Annotated in this window: 18 protein-coding genes; 8 read left to right on the top strand and 10 right to left on the bottom strand. The window is 32.7% G+C overall.

Annotated features, from left to right (window positions below; genetic code table 11):
* Positions 1–27: 27 nt before the first annotated feature.
* On the bottom strand, positions 28–1,437 hold the full coding sequence (locus tag ABNT22_RS07260; RefSeq protein WP_348715395.1) for an MATE family efflux transporter: 1,410 nt from the start codon (positions 1,435–1,437) through the stop codon (positions 28–30).
* A 172-nt stretch (positions 1,438–1,609) separates the two neighbouring features.
* Here ABNT22_RS07260 and ABNT22_RS07255 point away from each other — a divergent pair, with 172 nt between their 5' ends.
* From ABNT22_RS07255 to ABNT22_RS07225, 7 genes are all read left to right on the top strand, one after another.
* A complete protein-coding gene (locus tag ABNT22_RS07255; protein WP_348715291.1) occupies positions 1,610–2,368 on the top strand; it encodes a Rossmann-like and DUF2520 domain-containing protein in 759 nt (252 codons plus the stop codon).
* The gene (locus tag ABNT22_RS07250) at positions 2,352–2,879 is read left to right on the top strand and encodes an HAD-IIIA family hydrolase (RefSeq protein ID WP_348715290.1); all 528 of its coding nucleotides are present in this window, start codon (positions 2,352–2,354) and stop codon (positions 2,877–2,879) included. Before ABNT22_RS07255 ends, ABNT22_RS07250 begins: the two co-directional genes overlap by 17 nt.
* A gap of 17 nt (positions 2,880–2,896) precedes the next feature.
* On the top strand, positions 2,897–3,322 hold the full coding sequence (locus ABNT22_RS07245) for a DUF2147 domain-containing protein (protein ID WP_348715289.1): 426 nt from the start codon (positions 2,897–2,899) through the stop codon (positions 3,320–3,322).
* A gap of 286 nt (positions 3,323–3,608) precedes the next feature.
* Positions 3,609–4,457 (top strand): alpha/beta hydrolase, encoded by an 849-nt coding sequence (locus tag ABNT22_RS07240; protein WP_348715288.1) that lies wholly within the window; start codon positions 3,609–3,611, stop codon positions 4,455–4,457.
* Entirely contained in the window at positions 4,457–4,945 is a 489-nt protein-coding gene (locus ABNT22_RS07235; RefSeq protein ID WP_348715287.1) for a sigma-70 family RNA polymerase sigma factor, read from the top strand. Before ABNT22_RS07240 ends, ABNT22_RS07235 begins: the two co-directional genes overlap by 1 nt.
* Complete coding sequence (locus ABNT22_RS07230) at positions 4,935–5,486, top strand: hypothetical protein (protein WP_348715286.1); 552 nt, start codon at positions 4,935–4,937, stop codon at positions 5,484–5,486. Before ABNT22_RS07235 ends, ABNT22_RS07230 begins: the two co-directional genes overlap by 11 nt.
* An 89-nt stretch (positions 5,487–5,575) precedes the next feature.
* Positions 5,576–5,998 (top strand): VOC family protein, encoded by a 423-nt coding sequence (locus tag ABNT22_RS07225; RefSeq protein WP_348715285.1) that lies wholly within the window; start codon positions 5,576–5,578, stop codon positions 5,996–5,998.
* Between the two features lie 39 nt (positions 5,999–6,037).
* On the opposite strand, the gene ABNT22_RS07220 is transcribed toward ABNT22_RS07225, so the two are convergent.
* The 9 genes from ABNT22_RS07220 to ABNT22_RS07180 form a co-directional block, all read right to left on the bottom strand.
* Positions 6,038–6,502 (bottom strand): hypothetical protein, encoded by a 465-nt coding sequence (locus ABNT22_RS07220; RefSeq protein ID WP_348715284.1) that lies wholly within the window; start codon positions 6,500–6,502, stop codon positions 6,038–6,040.
* Positions 6,503–6,584: 82 nt separating this feature from the next.
* Entirely contained in the window at positions 6,585–7,328 is a 744-nt protein-coding gene (locus tag ABNT22_RS07215) for a hypothetical protein (protein WP_348715283.1), read from the bottom strand.
* 332 nt (positions 7,329–7,660) lie between these two features.
* Complete coding sequence (locus ABNT22_RS07210) at positions 7,661–9,502, bottom strand: hypothetical protein (protein ID WP_348715282.1); 1,842 nt, start codon at positions 9,500–9,502, stop codon at positions 7,661–7,663.
* A 365-nt stretch (positions 9,503–9,867) separates the two neighbouring features.
* Positions 9,868–11,202 carry a DUF58 domain-containing protein gene (locus ABNT22_RS07205; RefSeq protein ID WP_348715281.1) on the bottom strand — a complete coding sequence of 445 codons (1,335 nt, stop codon included), beginning with the start codon at positions 11,200–11,202 and terminating at the stop codon, positions 9,868–9,870.
* On the bottom strand, positions 11,202–12,209 hold the full coding sequence (locus ABNT22_RS07200; protein ID WP_348715280.1) for a MoxR family ATPase: 1,008 nt from the start codon (positions 12,207–12,209) through the stop codon (positions 11,202–11,204). Before ABNT22_RS07200 ends, ABNT22_RS07205 begins: the two co-directional genes overlap by 1 nt.
* Positions 12,210–12,217: 8 nt before the next feature.
* Positions 12,218–13,405 (bottom strand): DUF4350 domain-containing protein, encoded by a 1,188-nt coding sequence (locus ABNT22_RS07195; protein ID WP_348715279.1) that lies wholly within the window; start codon positions 13,403–13,405, stop codon positions 12,218–12,220.
* A gap of 2 nt (positions 13,406–13,407) precedes the next feature.
* Positions 13,408–14,139 carry a DUF4129 domain-containing protein gene (locus tag ABNT22_RS07190; protein WP_348715278.1) on the bottom strand — a complete coding sequence of 244 codons (732 nt, stop codon included), beginning with the start codon at positions 14,137–14,139 and terminating at the stop codon, positions 13,408–13,410.
* A gap of 3 nt (positions 14,140–14,142) precedes the next feature.
* The gene (locus ABNT22_RS07185; protein WP_348715277.1) at positions 14,143–15,003 is read right to left on the bottom strand and encodes a hypothetical protein; all 861 of its coding nucleotides are present in this window, start codon (positions 15,001–15,003) and stop codon (positions 14,143–14,145) included.
* Positions 14,996–15,961: a stage II sporulation protein M gene (locus ABNT22_RS07180; RefSeq protein WP_348715276.1), complete on the bottom strand. Its 966-nt coding sequence runs from the start codon at positions 15,959–15,961 to the stop codon at positions 14,996–14,998. The genes ABNT22_RS07185 and ABNT22_RS07180 overlap by 8 nt, the downstream gene beginning before the upstream one ends.
* Before the next feature lie 96 nt (positions 15,962–16,057).
* On the opposite strand from ABNT22_RS07180, the gene ABNT22_RS07175 reads away from it, so the two are divergent.
* Positions 16,058–16,771 carry an RDD family protein gene (locus tag ABNT22_RS07175; RefSeq protein ID WP_348715275.1) on the top strand — a complete coding sequence of 238 codons (714 nt, stop codon included), beginning with the start codon at positions 16,058–16,060 and terminating at the stop codon, positions 16,769–16,771.
* Positions 16,772–16,775: the final 4 nt, after the last annotated feature.

Here is a 16,775-nt window from a genome sequence, read left to right as displayed (position 1 = left end):
TACAATAGCTAAGGTATAAAACTCTTCCTATACCTTAACAGATTTCCATTTTCCTTTTTTAAATAACCATACTCCCATTACCGCAATCAAAACCTCAGCTAGGGTAATAGACCAAAAGACTCCTTGAGGTCCAAATTCTAATACAATAGCAGAGATATAGGCTATTGGTAATTGAAATAACCAGAAGCATACAAAGTTAATTAGTGTTGGTGTAAACGTATCCCCTGCCCCATTAAAAGATTGCGTTATTACCATTCCATATGCATAGGCAATATAACCCGCTGCTATAATTTGTAAACATAATGATCCGTTTTCTACCAATGCAGAATTATCCGAAAACCAACTTAAAAAAGTAGGCGCAAAAAAGATATAAATAAGCGATACAGCTCCCATAAAATAGGCACATAACCTACTGGTAATCCATACCGATTTTTCCGCTCTGTCGGGTTGTTGTGCTCCTAGATTTTGTCCTACTAAGGTTGCAGCGGCATTACTCATTCCCCAAGCTGGCATTAGAGTAAACATCATAATACGAATGGCAATGGTATATCCCGCCAACACTTCACTACCAAAATTTGCAACTATTCGCATTAAAAATAACCAACTTACGGTACCAATAATGAACTGTCCGATACCTCCTAAAGAAGTTTTTATTAAATTGATCATCACATTTGCTCGTAATACTAAATCTTTTAGGGCTAGTTTTATTTTTCCAACTCCAAAAAACAAGACTAACAATTGAGCTATTACGGCTACTCCTCTACCTGTTGTGGTTGCAATGGCTGCTCCTTCTACTCCATAAGCAGGAATGGGACCCCATCCAAAAATAAAAATCGGATCTAAAATAATATTCAATCCATTGGATAAAATCAGCGTCCACATGGCAATAGAAGCATTTCCTGCTCCTCTAAAAACCGCATTGATTAAGAAAAGCAACATTACGGTAATATTTCCTCCTAACAATATTTGAGTATATCTGTATCCCTCTTCGATTAAATCTGGCTCAGCTTTCATTAGTCCCAAAATTTCTTTCGGGTATAGGATACCAATAAAACTTACCGCTATAGAAATTACTATTCCCAAGAATAGTACTTGAACTACAGTTTGTTTGGCTCCTTCAATGTCCTTCTCTCCTGTTCTTCTTGCCACCAAAGCGGTTGCTGCCATACTCAACCCTATGGCTACTGCATATACTAAAATCAATACCGATTCTGTAAGTCCTACCGTTGCTACCGCATTTACACTAACTCTTGATACAAAAATGATATCTACTAGAGCAAATATCGATTCCATCATCATTTCAAGAATCATGGGTATTGCCAACATAAATATGGCTTTGTTAATGCTTCCTGTGGTAAAATCTTGTTGTTTTCCGAAAACGGCGTCTTTAAAAAGAGAGAATATATTTTGTTTGGTTGTTTGATTGTTCTCTGTCATCATTAAATTTTTTGATATAAAGAATGTTCCTTAAAAGTTTTAAGGAAGAATTGGGGTCGTGTGATATACGACAAGTCTGAAGTAAAAACTTAAACAATCATAATACTACAAATATGCAAAAAATATTTTTAAGTGATTTTTCTTCCATAAAAATATCTATATCTTCGCTCCTATGATTCGTGTTTGTATTCTTGGAGGAGGTAATGTCGCTACACATTTGGCCAAAGCTTTTATAAAGGCTTCTGGTATTCAATTGGTACAAATCTATGCGCGTAGCATAGCTCAAATTGATGCTTTTAAACACCAAACTTCTATTACCAACTCTTTAGAATTATTAAATGATGCCGATGTATATGTTATCTCGGTTTCTGATGATGCTGTTGCCAAAGTATCTTCTGAATTAATTACCCAAAATAAATTGGTGGTGCATACTTCGGGTTCTGTATCGTTAGATGCGCTTCAAAAACATGCTCGTTCTGGTGTGTTTTATCCGCTTCAAAGTTTTTCTAAGGAAAAAGAGGTTGATTTTACCGCGATTCCTTTTTGCTTAGAAACGTCTCATGAAGAGGATTATGCTTTGTTGGAGGAATTGGCTTCTTCTATTGGAAAGAATATCTATGCCATCAATTCTGAGCAACGTAAGTCTTTGCATGTAGCTGCGGTTTTTGTAAATAATTTTACGAATCATATGTATAAAATTGGGAACGATATTTGCAATCAGTATGAAGTTCCTTTTGAAGTATTGGCTCCTTTGATTCAAGAAACGGCTCAAAAAATAACGGCTTTAAGTCCTGAAGAGGCACAAACAGGACCGGCTAAGAGAAATGACAAAAAAACGATTGATCATCATTTAGGGTTACTAGATGAGCATCAACAAAAAATATATCAACTTATTACTAAATCAATCCAAAACAATGGAGAAAAGTTATAAAGAATTACTACCTCAAATAGATACGTTTATTTTTGATGTAGACGGTGTATTAACCAACGGTATTGTTACTGTTTTCCCTAATGGGGAATTGGTTCGCCAAATGAATATTAAAGATGGATATGCTTTAAAAGCTGCGGTAAAAGCGGGGTATAGAGTGTGTATTATTTCTGGAGGAAAAAATGAAGGTGTACGTACTCGTTTGGCTAATTTGGGGATTACTGATATTTATTTAGGTGCTCATAACAAGACGGTACAGTATCAAGAATTGGTTGCCAAATACAATTTAGCTCCTGAGAACGTTATGTATATGGGTGATGATATTCCAGATTTACCAGTTATGCAACGCGTAGGAATGCCTTGTGCCCCAAATGATGGTGTTAGAGAAGTGTTGCAAGCTTCTAAGTATATTTCAGACAAAACTGGTGGAAACGGTTGTGCCCGTGATATTATAGAACAAGTAATGCGCGTTCAAGGAAAATGGAAAGACAATTTTGACGCTCAATATGATTAATTAAAAGCCTCTTTATTATGAAGAAAAACATTGTATTTTTTGTAGTGCTTATGCTAGGTTTTAGCGTAAATGCACAAACTATTTTTGGAAAATGGGAAAATAGAGACGAGGAAACTGGTAAGGTGGACAGCGTTATTGAAGTTTACCAAAAAGATGGTAAAGCCTATGCGAAGATTGTTGAAATTACCGATGCTAACAGACAAGATGCTGTATGTGATCAATGTACTGGAAAGAATAAAAACAAGCCTATTTTAGGAATGAATATTTTAACTGGTCTTAAGAAAGATGGTGAAGAATGGAATGGTGGTAAGATTTTAGATCCTAAAAATGGTAAAAAATACAAGTGCTTTATCAAACTAGAAGAAGCTAACAAATTAAAGATTAGAGGTTATATTGGTTTTTCTCTAATCGGTAGAACTGCTTACTGGTTTAGAAAAAAGTAAGAAAACTAACAATATTCTAAACTTGTTTGAAATGTTGTTCTTCTAAAGAAAATAGAAACGTCTTAGATTTAAGTTGCCATTTATACACAGACCTTCCTTTTTTTGAGATGAACGTTTATCTGCCAATTAATTTTTCAAACAAGTTTTTTTTTATTTTAAAAAACTAAACAACAACACTTTACCCCCTACTTCTAGCACATAACCTGACTACTTTTTAAATTATTTAAAAAATAAAATGTAACATTTTTTGATTTCCGCATCTAAAGGAAAATCAAAACTTAAAACAATGAAAAATGTTATCTTATTAGTAGTCTTATTCACCTTTTCTCTAACTACGTATTCAAAAAATGAAAATCAACCTATCCATGTAGAAGTTACCGGAAAAGGTAAACCGATTGTATTAATTCCTGGTTTTACTGTTCCTGGTGATATTTGGAATCCACTCGTACAAAAATTAGAAAAGAATTACGAATGTCATATAGTTACCATAGCTGGTTTTGGAGGAAAAGCCCCAATTGAATTTCCTTGGTTACCTAAGGTTAACGAGTCTTTAAAAGACTATATCGTAAAAAACGAATTGCAAAATGCGACGGTCATTGGACATAGTTTGGGAGGAACCATTGCTACCTGGCTTGCCGCACAAAAGGATTTAAAACTATCTGAAATAATACTGGTTGATGCACTACCCGCTTCTGGCGCTTTAATGATGCCTAATTTTAATCCTGACAATTTGGTTTATGAAAATCCTTATAACAATAAACAATTGGCCATGGATGATGCAGCTTTTGCACAAACTGCCACTGCGATGTCGAAAGGTATGAGTTTGAAAGAATCAGGACAAAAGAAAATTAAGAATTGGATACTAACCTCTGACCGAAAAACCTATGTTTATGGATATACCGATTATCTTAAGTTAGATCTTAGAGAAGATTTAAAGCATATTTCAATTCCAGTTACTATTATTGCAGCATCGCAACCTTATGGTAAAGAAATGGTGAATAAAACTTATAAAAATCAATATGCAAATTTGAAAGATTATAATTTTATCATCGCAGAAAACAGTGCGCATTTTATAATGTTTGACAGACCTGATTGGTTCTTAAAACAAATACAACTGATTTTATCATCAAAATAATGAATACAGAACAGGAATTTACTGAAGTCTATAACACATGTGCTTCTAAAGTTCATAAATTATGTTTAGGCTATGCATCTGGTAACAATGAACTTGCCAACGAATGGCTTCAAGAGACTTTTATAAAGGTGTGGAAACATCGAAAATCTTTTAATCATAAGTCTTCCATTGATACTTGGATTTATAGAATTGCAGTAAATGTATGTTTGGGAGATTTACGCAAATCAAGCAAAAGTATCGCCATAAACGAAGAGATTTTGTCTAGTAATACCAACGATGATACTACTAACAATGAAAAAAACATTAAAAAAATGTATCAGTGTATCGACCAACTCAACGATCAAAACAGAACGTTGATTTTATTAGAATTGGAGAACACTCCTCAAGCTACCATTGCAGATACGGTTGGTTTGGCACATGGCACATTACGAACACGCTTAAGTCGTATTCGAAAATCACTTTTAAAATGCATTAAAAATGGAAAATGATCACTTAAATAAATTATGGGAAGCGCAGGCTGTTGACAGTCCAAATTTTAATCCCAAAGACCTAATTACAAAAGCAAAAAAACAACGTAATAGTCAGTATATCAGTATTACGGTAATGTCACTAACGGTAATCATGTTAATTGTATATGCTTTTTATTATGCCTTTAACCAATGGAATAGCTTTAATCTAGGGTTAACTTTGATGATTTCGAGTCTTACATTACGAATTATTTTAGAGTTCTATACATTATACCGAAAAGAGAAACAACTGGTTTCTATGACGCAAAAATCATATCGAAGCTATCTTAAAAAGTACTATAAAACGCGATTATTGATCAATTATATCATTACACCTATCTGTATCGCAGTTTACATCCTTGGTTTTTATTTATTATTACCTTACTTCAAATTGTATTTTTCTGAAGGATTCTATACCTACATTGTAATTTCGGGTATTGTTTCATTGAGTATTGTGATTGCTATTATTATAAAGAGTACTATCAAAGAACAGCGCTTTTTAAAAGAATTACATAAAAGATAACACAAAGCGGAGTTAGTGCTAATCAAATATCTTACGCTGACTCTGCTCTCTTTTTTGTAACTTGAACGGTAGACACCAATTGTATCACTATGAAAGAACATAAAGCTTATATTATCCCAACCATGCACTACAAAAAAGCAAGTATAGCAATTGACTGGTTATGCAATGCATTCGGATTTGAAAAATATCTTGTAGTTGAAGGTGACAATAACACAATTGCACACGCACAACTCACCTATGGTAATGCTATGATTATGTTAAGTTCTGCAAATGAAAATGTATATGGAAAACTGGTAAAAACACCTGAAGCTCTTAATGGATACAACACCCAAGCTCCTTATATTATCGTAGAGCAAATTAATGAACATTATAAAAGAGCTGTTGCCGCGGGAGCAAAAATTCTTATTGATATTAAAGATGAAGCTTATGGCGGACGAGGTTATACATGTAAAGATAATGAAGGTTATATCTGGAACTTTGGTTCATACAATCCTTGGGCTGAAAACGAATAGCTAAATGCCAACAAACAACATGGGTTGTATTTAAAATTATTAAAGCACTCTCCCTTGTCTTTTGGCTTCTGCGTCTTTTTTTGCTCCATATAGCATTCCAAACAACATGCCCATACTTGTTCCCATAGACATTCCTAAACTTAATCCCCAAGTAGGATTGATTGCTGTACCCAATGACAAACCTATTCCTGAGCCAAATACCATTCCATACGCCATGTAAATTCCAGCATAGTACTTCTCAGTAGTAAAAGAAAATTCGCTCTTTAAAAAGGTTTTAAACTCATTCAATCGCTGACTGTATAACTTTCTTCTATTGGCTCTTATTTCTTTTAAGTTTAAAGAAGTGAGCTTGTTATTAATACGATCTATTTGCTCTTTGGTTAATTCTTTCTTTTCTAAAGAAGATAATACTTGAATAAAGCAGTTATAAATTCTTCTTTCTGATTTCTTGTTCGTTTGAGATAGTAAGTTTTTGAATAGTTTGGTAGTATCGTTGATGGTCATTGTTCATGCTATTTATACTATCTGTCGCTGATAATTGAGATTTGTTACGTTAGGTTTAGATAAAAGCTCCTCTAGAAAAGCTTTATTCAATTCTTATTGGGATTTCATTTGAATAAATAATCCCATCAAAAATTTTGAAACTACCTTCTTCAATACTTTTTATTAAATTATCAGGTAATCTTTTTTTTACCATTTCTTTATCCGCTGAAAAAACCATTTGCATAGTATATTCTTCATTTATGTTAAGTTTAATTACTTCTAAACTCTGTATAGATTGAGAAGGTAGATTATAGGGAAGACTTATATATGATTCAAAATAAAGAGTTGTTTTTTTAGGTATTATAATCAACGATTTTAATGAAATTCCTTTTAACAAAGCCTCAGTAGCATCTATTTTATAATCTTGTTTTTTAAAATACGCTGCTATCTTCTTCTCATAATTAGTATCACACTCATTACCTCCTCCAAAAACAGTAGCATTATCTTCTGTTTTTAACGTTTTTCCTTTAGATGTCTTAATTATGAAATTATTTAAACTAATACCTGTAAATAATTTTGGAAAAGAATTAAAAGACGTACTTCCTTTTTTAAAATCAGTTGAAATCGGATTAAAAACATAATTACTATTACTTAAGTTTTCTATTTTAAATTCTATTTTATTTAAATTGATCTCACTAATTTTTTCATACGATAAATCTGTACAAAAACCACCCTCACAAACTACCAGTACTTCTTTATTTAAAATTTCAACCTTCAGATCTGTTTTCCTTTCTTGGTTACAATTAAACAATAAAGTAATAAGCACAAAAATTATTATTTTCTTCATAAGTTAGAAATTAATTAACCTCTTCTTTCCTCAGTATCTTTTTTTTTAAAAGATACTATCAACAATTGATCTAGTAAAATTAGTAAACACCATAATCGTTCTAGAAAAACCAATATACAATCTTATTTGCTGTGGACAATTTACTACACTAATAATTTATAAAATCATTAAACGGAGTAACATGATGAGTTTCTATTTTCATTTATATCATCCCCTTTGCTTTAAACTCTAGGTATTTATTAATTAGGTTTACCGATAAGTGTTGTGGTTTGGTTAAGATGGCCCAAAAAAAAGAGCGCAATGCGCTCTCTTTCTATATATTATACTTGTTCTTATAATTGGCTTAAGTTCCAAGTAAATCTAGAGTCACCAATTAGTTGTTGTTGTTTACGGATTTTCATGATGCTTGTTGTGTCCATGATTTTCAACTCATTGTTTGAAGTTATGTACAAACACTGTGTTTCGTCATAAGCACTCTGAAGAATAACACAATTCCAATTATAAATCGAATTGCTTATCGGTGAAGTTCCATGCACACTTGTCCCACCTGGAAGTGTGTACTGAAAATTACGTGGATCTCTCAGCACCCATACCGCCGTATTGGGGTTAGCTGGGCTTGTTGAAGAGAAATTAACCTCTCCCGTTGATGGATTTGTTACTGTTAACTTAGAAGACTGATCAGAAGCAGATACAATTTGAACGATAGATCCGTATGCTGCATTTCCACTTAGGTTTTGCAAAATCATTGCTTGGGAACCACTACCTAAATTTTGTTGAGCAATTGGGTCGCTACCATTTGACAATCCCATGCCAGAGCGTCTGTTTCCTATAGCTACGTGTTTTGATCCAATAATCGGTATCGGTGCAAATGCATGAGCGTGAATCGAAGTTTGTAACATTACTCCCCCTTCCAAACAAGGTGCCTGACACATTCCAATTCCTGTAATAGGACTGGTACTCGTTGTTTGGTACGATGTTGAACCAATATACCCTAACTGATATTCTGCCATTAGATTAACAGCTCCTTGCGGGGTTCCAGAAGTATCTTGTGTAATTGTAGGGCACGAATTTATTGTCCCATCAGCATTCATTGTACCAGAATTAACTGTCATATATAACTGATTGACTTGTCTTAATCCACCTCCGTCTCCTTCTGTATAAGACTTGGCATTCAAAGCTACTCCAGTAATAAATTGTGATGGAGGAAGAACTATGTTGTTAGGATACCACTGAATTCTCGCTCCAATAACTTCACCATAATCTCCATTTTCCAAATTGTACGAATTATTTGCACTTTGCGCTAGAGCATTCCAGCTTCCACCAGGAATCAAATCTCCATATTTGTCCATCTTGCTAGACGCTATTCGCAGCCCAAATTGACTACTTGGTGATGGTCCAGGTGTAAACTCAATTCCACCTGATACCATTCCTGCAGTACACGATTGAGTATCAAGCGCCAAGTGTATTTGATCTTCGATCTTTATCTCTGCATTACTAGTAGTATCTTGAAGGAACCAGCAAAATGTTTTGTGATCAGGATGACTTGGCTCAAGATATGGATTGATAACATTATTTTGAACATAGATACCCTGCGAAATAATGTTATTCAGCGTATCCAATGCAATTAGATCCGCATCTTTATATTTAGCAGCTCGAGCACACATAACTCCTCTTAATTGGAGGTGTACTAAACCAAGGAAGGCTTTATAAGTTGACTCCAAGTAAGATACTGTTCGATTGCTACTATTCTGTTGAATGAAATAGTCTACATATACTTGAACCCATGTTTTTTCCCCTATATTTTCTTGGGTAATTGCATTATGTATAGAATCTAGTAGGGTACCAATATTATTACAAATATTATTTGAAGTACCTGCATCTAATGGATCACCATTTTCTAACCAGTTTTTCACTCCATCACTTCCTGTCCACCAACCATTGATGGTTCCCTGAGCATTATTAGTAGCAGTAGCAATCGCGTTTAACTCTTCTTGCGTAATTACCTCTTTAATTAAATTTTCTACTTCATCAAGTTTCGCTTCAATGGCATTGAGAGATTCAAACAAATGATGATTGAACTTTTCCTTTTCATGTGATTCATACGCACCCGATAATATTGGTCCTATTTCAGGTATCATACCCAAAGCGGGTCCTATTAAAATATTTGCATTCATAATTTATGTTTTTAGCTTTACTACTCTATTTAATTTAGGCTGTTTAGTATCTGCCTTTGTAATTAAAAACTGATAGTAGCTACCCAATCGAATAATTTGTTTTCAATTACACTCCTAAATTGAGGAAATGATCAGCTTAACTATGAAAAAATGTAATGAAGTTTAGGTTTTTAGGCATAAAAAGAAAGATTGATAGTACAAGAAAAAAGAGCATAACAAAATATAAACCTAATAGAGACTCTTTACTATAATTAGAGTTTTGTGTATTTATCCAAGTGTAGTAAATAATTCTGAACAATTGGGGCTTTTAATTCCGCTACTACCTTTATACAAAATTGTTAAATAACCATACTAAAGCTATTTTTTTAAATCATCCCCTTTGCCTTAAACTCTAGGTATTTATTAATTACGTTTACCGATAAGTGTTGTGGTTTGGTTAAAATGGCATTTAATCCATTTTTTTCTAGTTCTTTTACCATTAAACGCTTTTCATAGGCATATTTTTCGGCAATGGTTTTATGGTAGACTTCTTGCAAGTCTTCTACTTTTTCTGAGATGAGATTGTCTAATTCCGTATTTTCAAAAAATATGGTTACCAATAAATGTTTTTTAGCAATGGATTTTAAATACGGTAACTGTCTTTTTAAAGCCGAGATATGTTCAAAGTTGGTATATAACAACAATAAGCTTCGTTGGTTTATTTTTCGTTTCACCGTAGCGTTTAACAATGCAAAACTAGAATCTGAAAAGTTGGTATTGGTATGATACAACTCTTCATTTAAGAGATGTAAGTTCGTTTTCTTGTTACTCGCAGGCACTATCTTTTCTACTTTCTTTCCAAAAGTGATCATTCCTGCTTTGTCATTCTTTAGCAAAGCTATATTAGAAAACGCCAAGGTAGAATTAATGGCATAGTCTAACAATTTCAATTCTTCAAAAGGCATTTTCATCACCCTTCCTAAATCGATGATAGAATAAATAGGTTGTGATTTTTCATCTTGGTACTGGTTTACCATCAAAGCTGCTTTCTTAGCCGTAGCCTTCCAGTTGATGGTTCTCACATCATCTCCAGGAATGTAGTTTTTGATTTGCTCAAATTCCATGGTATGTCCTATTCTTCGAATCTTTTTCAATCCAAATTCTGTGAGCTTATTGTTCATTGCCATAAATTCATATTTTTTCATTTGAATATATGACGGATATACCTTTACATTTTCTTCTTCCGAAAACGTATACCTTCTTCCCACAACTCTTAAAATAGAAGACACATACACATTCAGTTTCCCAAATTGATATTCTCCTCTTTCTACCGGTCTTACGGTATAGCTAAACGTAGTTTTATCGCTTGTTTTTAAGTTAACATCAAAGTGAAAGTCTCTTTTTTGAAACTGATAAGGAAGCTCATCAATAACCGTTGTAAAAACATCAAACGGATAGTTGTTTTCTAATTGTACGTGAACGCTATTTTCATCTGAATTAGATAGCTTCTCACTTACAATTCTGTTTCCTTTTACTCCTTTTTTAAATCGAAATAAGATGATTAAATCTATGATAAAAGCAATAGATAATAACCAAACAAGCATCCAAGCTAACTGATACAATGCTTCAAACCAATACGACAGTACAAATACTGACGAGATTCCAGCAATATATACAAAGAATCGACTGTGTAGGTATAACGATTTAAAAAACTGGATCACTATCTTGGTACTTCAACAGATTGTACAATAATTTCAATAACCTTATCAGTAGTCATTCCTTCCATTTCTCTTTCTGGAGTTAGCATAATTCTGTGTCTTAACACCGGATATACACTTTTCTTTACATCTTCAGGAATTACAAAATCACGACCGTTGATTGCCGCAAAGGCTTTTGCTGCCATTAAAATAGCAATACTTGCTCTTGGAGAAGCTCCTAAATACAAGTGATTATTATTTCGTGTACTAGCGGTGATTTCGGCAATATATTTTACAATCTTCTCCTCTACCAATACATCAAATACTTTGGTTCTAAAATCAACCAACTCACTTTCGGTTAATACGGCTTCTATTTGTGCTTGTGGTAAAGCTCCTTTTCTATTATTATGAGAAGTTAAGATTTGCACCTCTTCTTCTAATGATGGGTATCCTACGTTAATTTTGAATAAAAAACGGTCTAACTGTGCTTCTGGTAAGGCATAAGTTCCTTCTTGCTCAATAGGGTTTTGGGTAGCCAATACCATAAATGGCGGATTCATTACATAACGTTCTCCATCCATCGTAATTTGCTTTTCTTCCATTACCTCAAACAATGCTGCTTGTGTTTTTGCAGGAGCTCTGTTAATCTCATCAATCAACACCAAGTTAGAAAAGATAGGGCCTTTTTTAAACTCAAAATCAGAAGTTTTCATGTTCAATACAGAAGTACCCAATACATCCGAAGGCATTAAATCGGGTGTAAACTGAATACGATTAAAATCGGTAGCAATGGTTTTAGCTAATAATTTTGCAGTGACTGTTTTAGCTACTCCAGGAACTCCTTCAATCAATACATGCCCATCTGCTAATAAGGATACTAACAAAAGTTCTATAAATTCCTCTTGTCCTACTATTACTTTAGACAATTGTTCTTTTATTTTAACAACAGCTTCCTTTAAACCAGACAAATCTATTCGATTAGAAAATACTTGCTCGTTGTTATTCGTTGTTCCATTTTCTTCTGTACTCATATTCCTATTTATTTTGCTTTAAAGGCTTCAACAGCTTTATTAAAAGCTATCAATTCTTCTTGGGTTATGTGTTCTTTTTGTTGAATTGTTGTAATTCTAGCAAACAATGCTTTTACCTCTTCTAAAGTATTTCCACTTCGACTAGCTAATTTTGAATAAAAGTTTTCATCTATTTTTAAAGTAGACAATCGGTATTGGGTTCTTATATACTCTAAGAAGTAGTTTATTTTGTGCTCTGCTATATTTTTATGTGCTGACTTTTCATAATACATATTGGCAATGGTTCTTGTAAATGCCAAGGTTTGATTTTTAAGTGGTGTTATTACAGGAATGATTCTCTGATTCCTTTTTCCTTTAAAAATGATAAAAAACAACACTCCAATAAGCGCTATATAATACGCCCATTTTAAAGATTCATTATTTAACAAAAACTGCATTTTAGAGGTATACCTACTCTTCCCTGTTTTATAATAGGCATCCCAATACACCGTGGCTTTATCATTTACATAAGATAATACCGAAGCAACATATTCATTGTTGTTATCTAACAATATATTATAGTTGGTAAATGCCTCTGGAAATGTATGCAAATAAAAACTTCCTTTCCCATGTTTTACTTTAATAAAATTAGGGGCTCTTTTTACAATTGAATCATTACCGTCTTTGACAATCAACTCTCCTAAAATTGTAGTATTTACCGTATCTATTTCTGAAAAATAATATTTACTAAACTGCCTATCAAAACTATATTCCTGATTTTTAAAGTTCGGGTTGACTAATTTTTGATAGGTTTTTTCTTCAAAAGCTGTGGTATACACTCCTTTGGTTTGTGCCCCTAGTGTATCTATATACACACCTCCTGAAGCTATAAAAACATCATTCCCTCTTTCAGTAAACGCTAAGAGTTCACCAAACTCATCTTTATCAATATTGATAGTATTGTTGATAAACACATAGGTTCCATTGTAGGTGCTATCATTTAAAAACACATAAGGTTGCGTATGAATGTCTTTTACTTTGTTAGGAAAAAGCGCATCCATTTCTGTTCTTAAAACATAGGTTCCGTACGGAATTTTATGTTTAGCCGCGTAGGTAGGAAACCAATTAATTTGTTTTGATTTACTACTTTCAACAAACACAATTCCGATGACAACCAAAATTAGTATTGCTATGTATATTTTAAGTTTTTTATCCAAGCTTAACTGATTTTAGTTACAAAGTTTTTAAACTGCTTTTCTGTGGTATAATATTCCGTTTCCGATATTTGAAAATCACCATACCAAACATAGTCATATAAATAGGTAATTGACTTAAAATCGGAATACAATGTGTCTTTATGAGATAGTTCTTTTATATAATCTTCATTTGTTTTTTCTTGCTTCCAAACAATGGTTTCTTTTTCCACTAACTTTTTCAACACCAACAAGTAATAGTAACGTATGGCTAATTGATAATTTTTATTTTGGATAGCTTCTTGAATGAGTTTTGGTAGGTTTTTATCTCTAATCAATACCTCTTCTTCACTCATTCCTACAATAGGTACCTTTCCTTTTCCGCTTACAATATTTCTTGCATTTACTTTTAAGAAGAATTTGATAATCAAGTACAATACAATTCCCGCAATAGCATAGGGTAATATTCTTAAAATTACGCGTAAGACACCTACTGCCGGTTGAATATCATCGAAAAAGTAACCAAGAATCCTTTTTATAAGTCGTTTAAACCAATCCCATATTTTATCAATTACCCCAGGTTCTTTTTTCTCTACGGTATAAATAAAATCATCTTGTTGTTTGTATTCTTCAATATTCTCTTGATCAAACCTTTTGACTTCGATTCTATCAGTATCATATTGAATCTCTTTTTCCTCTTGTGCAAACAAGGAAACAGAAAATATAAAGAATGCTATGTAAAAAACGAGTGTTTTCAATGTTTACTGACCTAAACTATCAATTTTTTCAATGGTTCCTGTTAAGTTCTTTTGCTCGTTAATATCGAAATACAAGAATACATTTGTAATTAAAGTAATCGAATAGAACATTAAATTTCCAACAATTGAAACAATGTATAATATTAAATAAATAGGATCTCTATAAAGATTACCTATCTCTGTTGGATCTTCATACCCTAAACCAATTCCTGTATGGATCATTTGATAAATAAACGCAGGAATTTGAAAAATATATCCCAAAATAGTCACAAGAATTGCCACAACTATTACCACACCTAAAGTTTCCCAAAAATGTCCATTTATAAAATTAAAACTCTTTCCAATGGCATCAGTAGCAGAGATGCTTTCAAACACAAAAATCGAAGCTGTTAATGACAATACTGGATAGGTATAAATTAAAGGCAAAAAGCAAAATAACATACTTGCTACAAAAATTAAACCGATGAGTATTCCCATTCCCAGAAAAGACCAGAATTTATCGTACACATTACTTTTAATCTCCTCATAACGAATCTCTCCTCTATAATCTATGTATGATTTTATATAATACATACCCGATAAATTAACTTGCACAATTGTTACTAAATAAGCAATCATCATTATAAATACTGACAATCCAAATCCAGCACTATCAAATGGAGTATCTTCATAGAAAAAAGAAAATGACGAGAAAGAAAATAATATAAAAACTAAGCTTGCTACTGTAATTAAGATAGGAATAGCCGAGATTTTAAGGATGGTTAAGAAAAACTCTTTTCCTTCTAATCGAATAAACTTAAAAGCATCCGAAATAATGGCTCCTAAATCTCTTTCTTTTTTAAATTCAATGTATTCTTTAGTCATTTTGTAGTTGGTTTTTATAAACTTTTATAGGGTATATGATGTAATAATATATAATAATTGCTAATGAAGATAAAATGATTAAAATGGCAAGCCAATCGGGCATTTCTGTATGTCGGGTTACAAAACCTTCTAAGAAACCAGCCACAATAAAAAATGGCACCGTACTTACCATTATTTTTAATCCGTCTTTAATACTTCGCTTAAAGGATTCTAATCTTGAGTAGGTTTTGGGAAACAAAATTCCGTTTCCTAATACCAATCCTGCACAACCTGCAATAACGATTACAGAAATTTCAATGGTTCCGTGAATCCAAATAGTTCGAGAAGATTCCCAGAGTAAACCTTTGTCATAAAAGAAATACAAAAAAGAGCCCAACATGATTCCGTTTTGCATCATAATAAACAAGGTACCTACTGAGAACAAGATTCCAAACAAAAAGGCATACATCGCTACTCGAATGTTGTTCAACGTAATACCAATAAACATATCTATTTCATTGGCTTTTTTATAAACTCCCATAGGATCACCTTTTTCAATATTTTCTAAGGTCATATTTACATAACCATCTCCCATGATCAAACGAACAAAATCAATATCTTTTGCAGATGAAAAAGCTCCTACTAGGGTAAAAAAGCCAAATACCAAAAAAGTAATAAGCAATTGTTTTTGGTATCCATAAAACATGAGAGGAAACTCTTCAGTAAAAAAAGTAATCAACCTATTTTTACCCTCTTTTTTTGTTTTGTAAATTTTTTGATGTGCCGAAGAGGCTAAAGAATTTAAGTAAACTGCTGTATTTCCGTGCGGATAAAATGTTTTAGCATAACTTAAGTCATCAGTAATTTCAACATACAAATCTGACAACTTATCTGGTGCAATGGTTGTTTTCTGATGTAAAACATCTTCAAACAACTGCCATTTATCTTTATTTTTTTTTACAAAAGCAGCTTCTCTCATAGTAGCAATACTAAACTTCTTTTATCACAGTTTTTTTTATCTTCGCTAAACTAAAAAAACTTCAACAAATAACCATAAAAATTGAAAAAGTAATTCATGGATAACTTTCAAATAGAAACCGCGCAAAATATTACCATTAACCAAAATGCAGCGCACATCACTACAAGAATCGGTTCTTATTTAATAGATTTACTATTTGTTGTTGGGTATTATATTATAGTTGCTTACATACTTTCCTATTTAAACTTAGAGTTTATGGAGTTTTATTCGGTATATCTTTTATTGGGACTTCCAGCATTCTTTTACAGTTTAATTTTTGAAATGTTAATGAACGGACAAACACCTGGTAAATATTTCAATCAAACACGAGTAGTAAAACTAGATGGTTCTAAGCCTACTTTTGGAAGTTATTTATTACGTTGGATGTTACGTCTTGTTGATTTTGGTTTTGCCAGTGGTGGAGTTGCTGTGCTTACCATTTTACTAAACGGAAAAGGACAACGTTTAGGAGATATTGCTGCCGGTACTACTGTTATTTCAGAAAAGAAACGAATTACCTTAAAAGACACTATCGCTGCCGATGTTGAAGAAGGGTACACTCCTACGTATACGCAAGTAACTTTGTTAACGGATAATGATATCCATACCATTAAAAGTCTATATGATGATGCTAAAAGAAAAGGAAATCATAAGGTAATTTTAAAGCTTCACATGAAAGTTTTAGAAATAACCAATATCACAACAGAAGAAAAACCAATGCAATTTATTGATACTGTTATTAAAGACTATCACTACTATGCACAACAATAAAATT

The organism is Tenacibaculum sp. 190130A14a, from assembly GCF_964048965.1.
Lineage (GTDB): Bacteria > Bacteroidota > Bacteroidia > Flavobacteriales > Flavobacteriaceae > Polaribacter > Polaribacter polynesiense.
The sequence above is the reverse complement of the archived record's forward strand: the minus strand, read 5'-3'. Positions and strand labels throughout refer to the sequence as shown.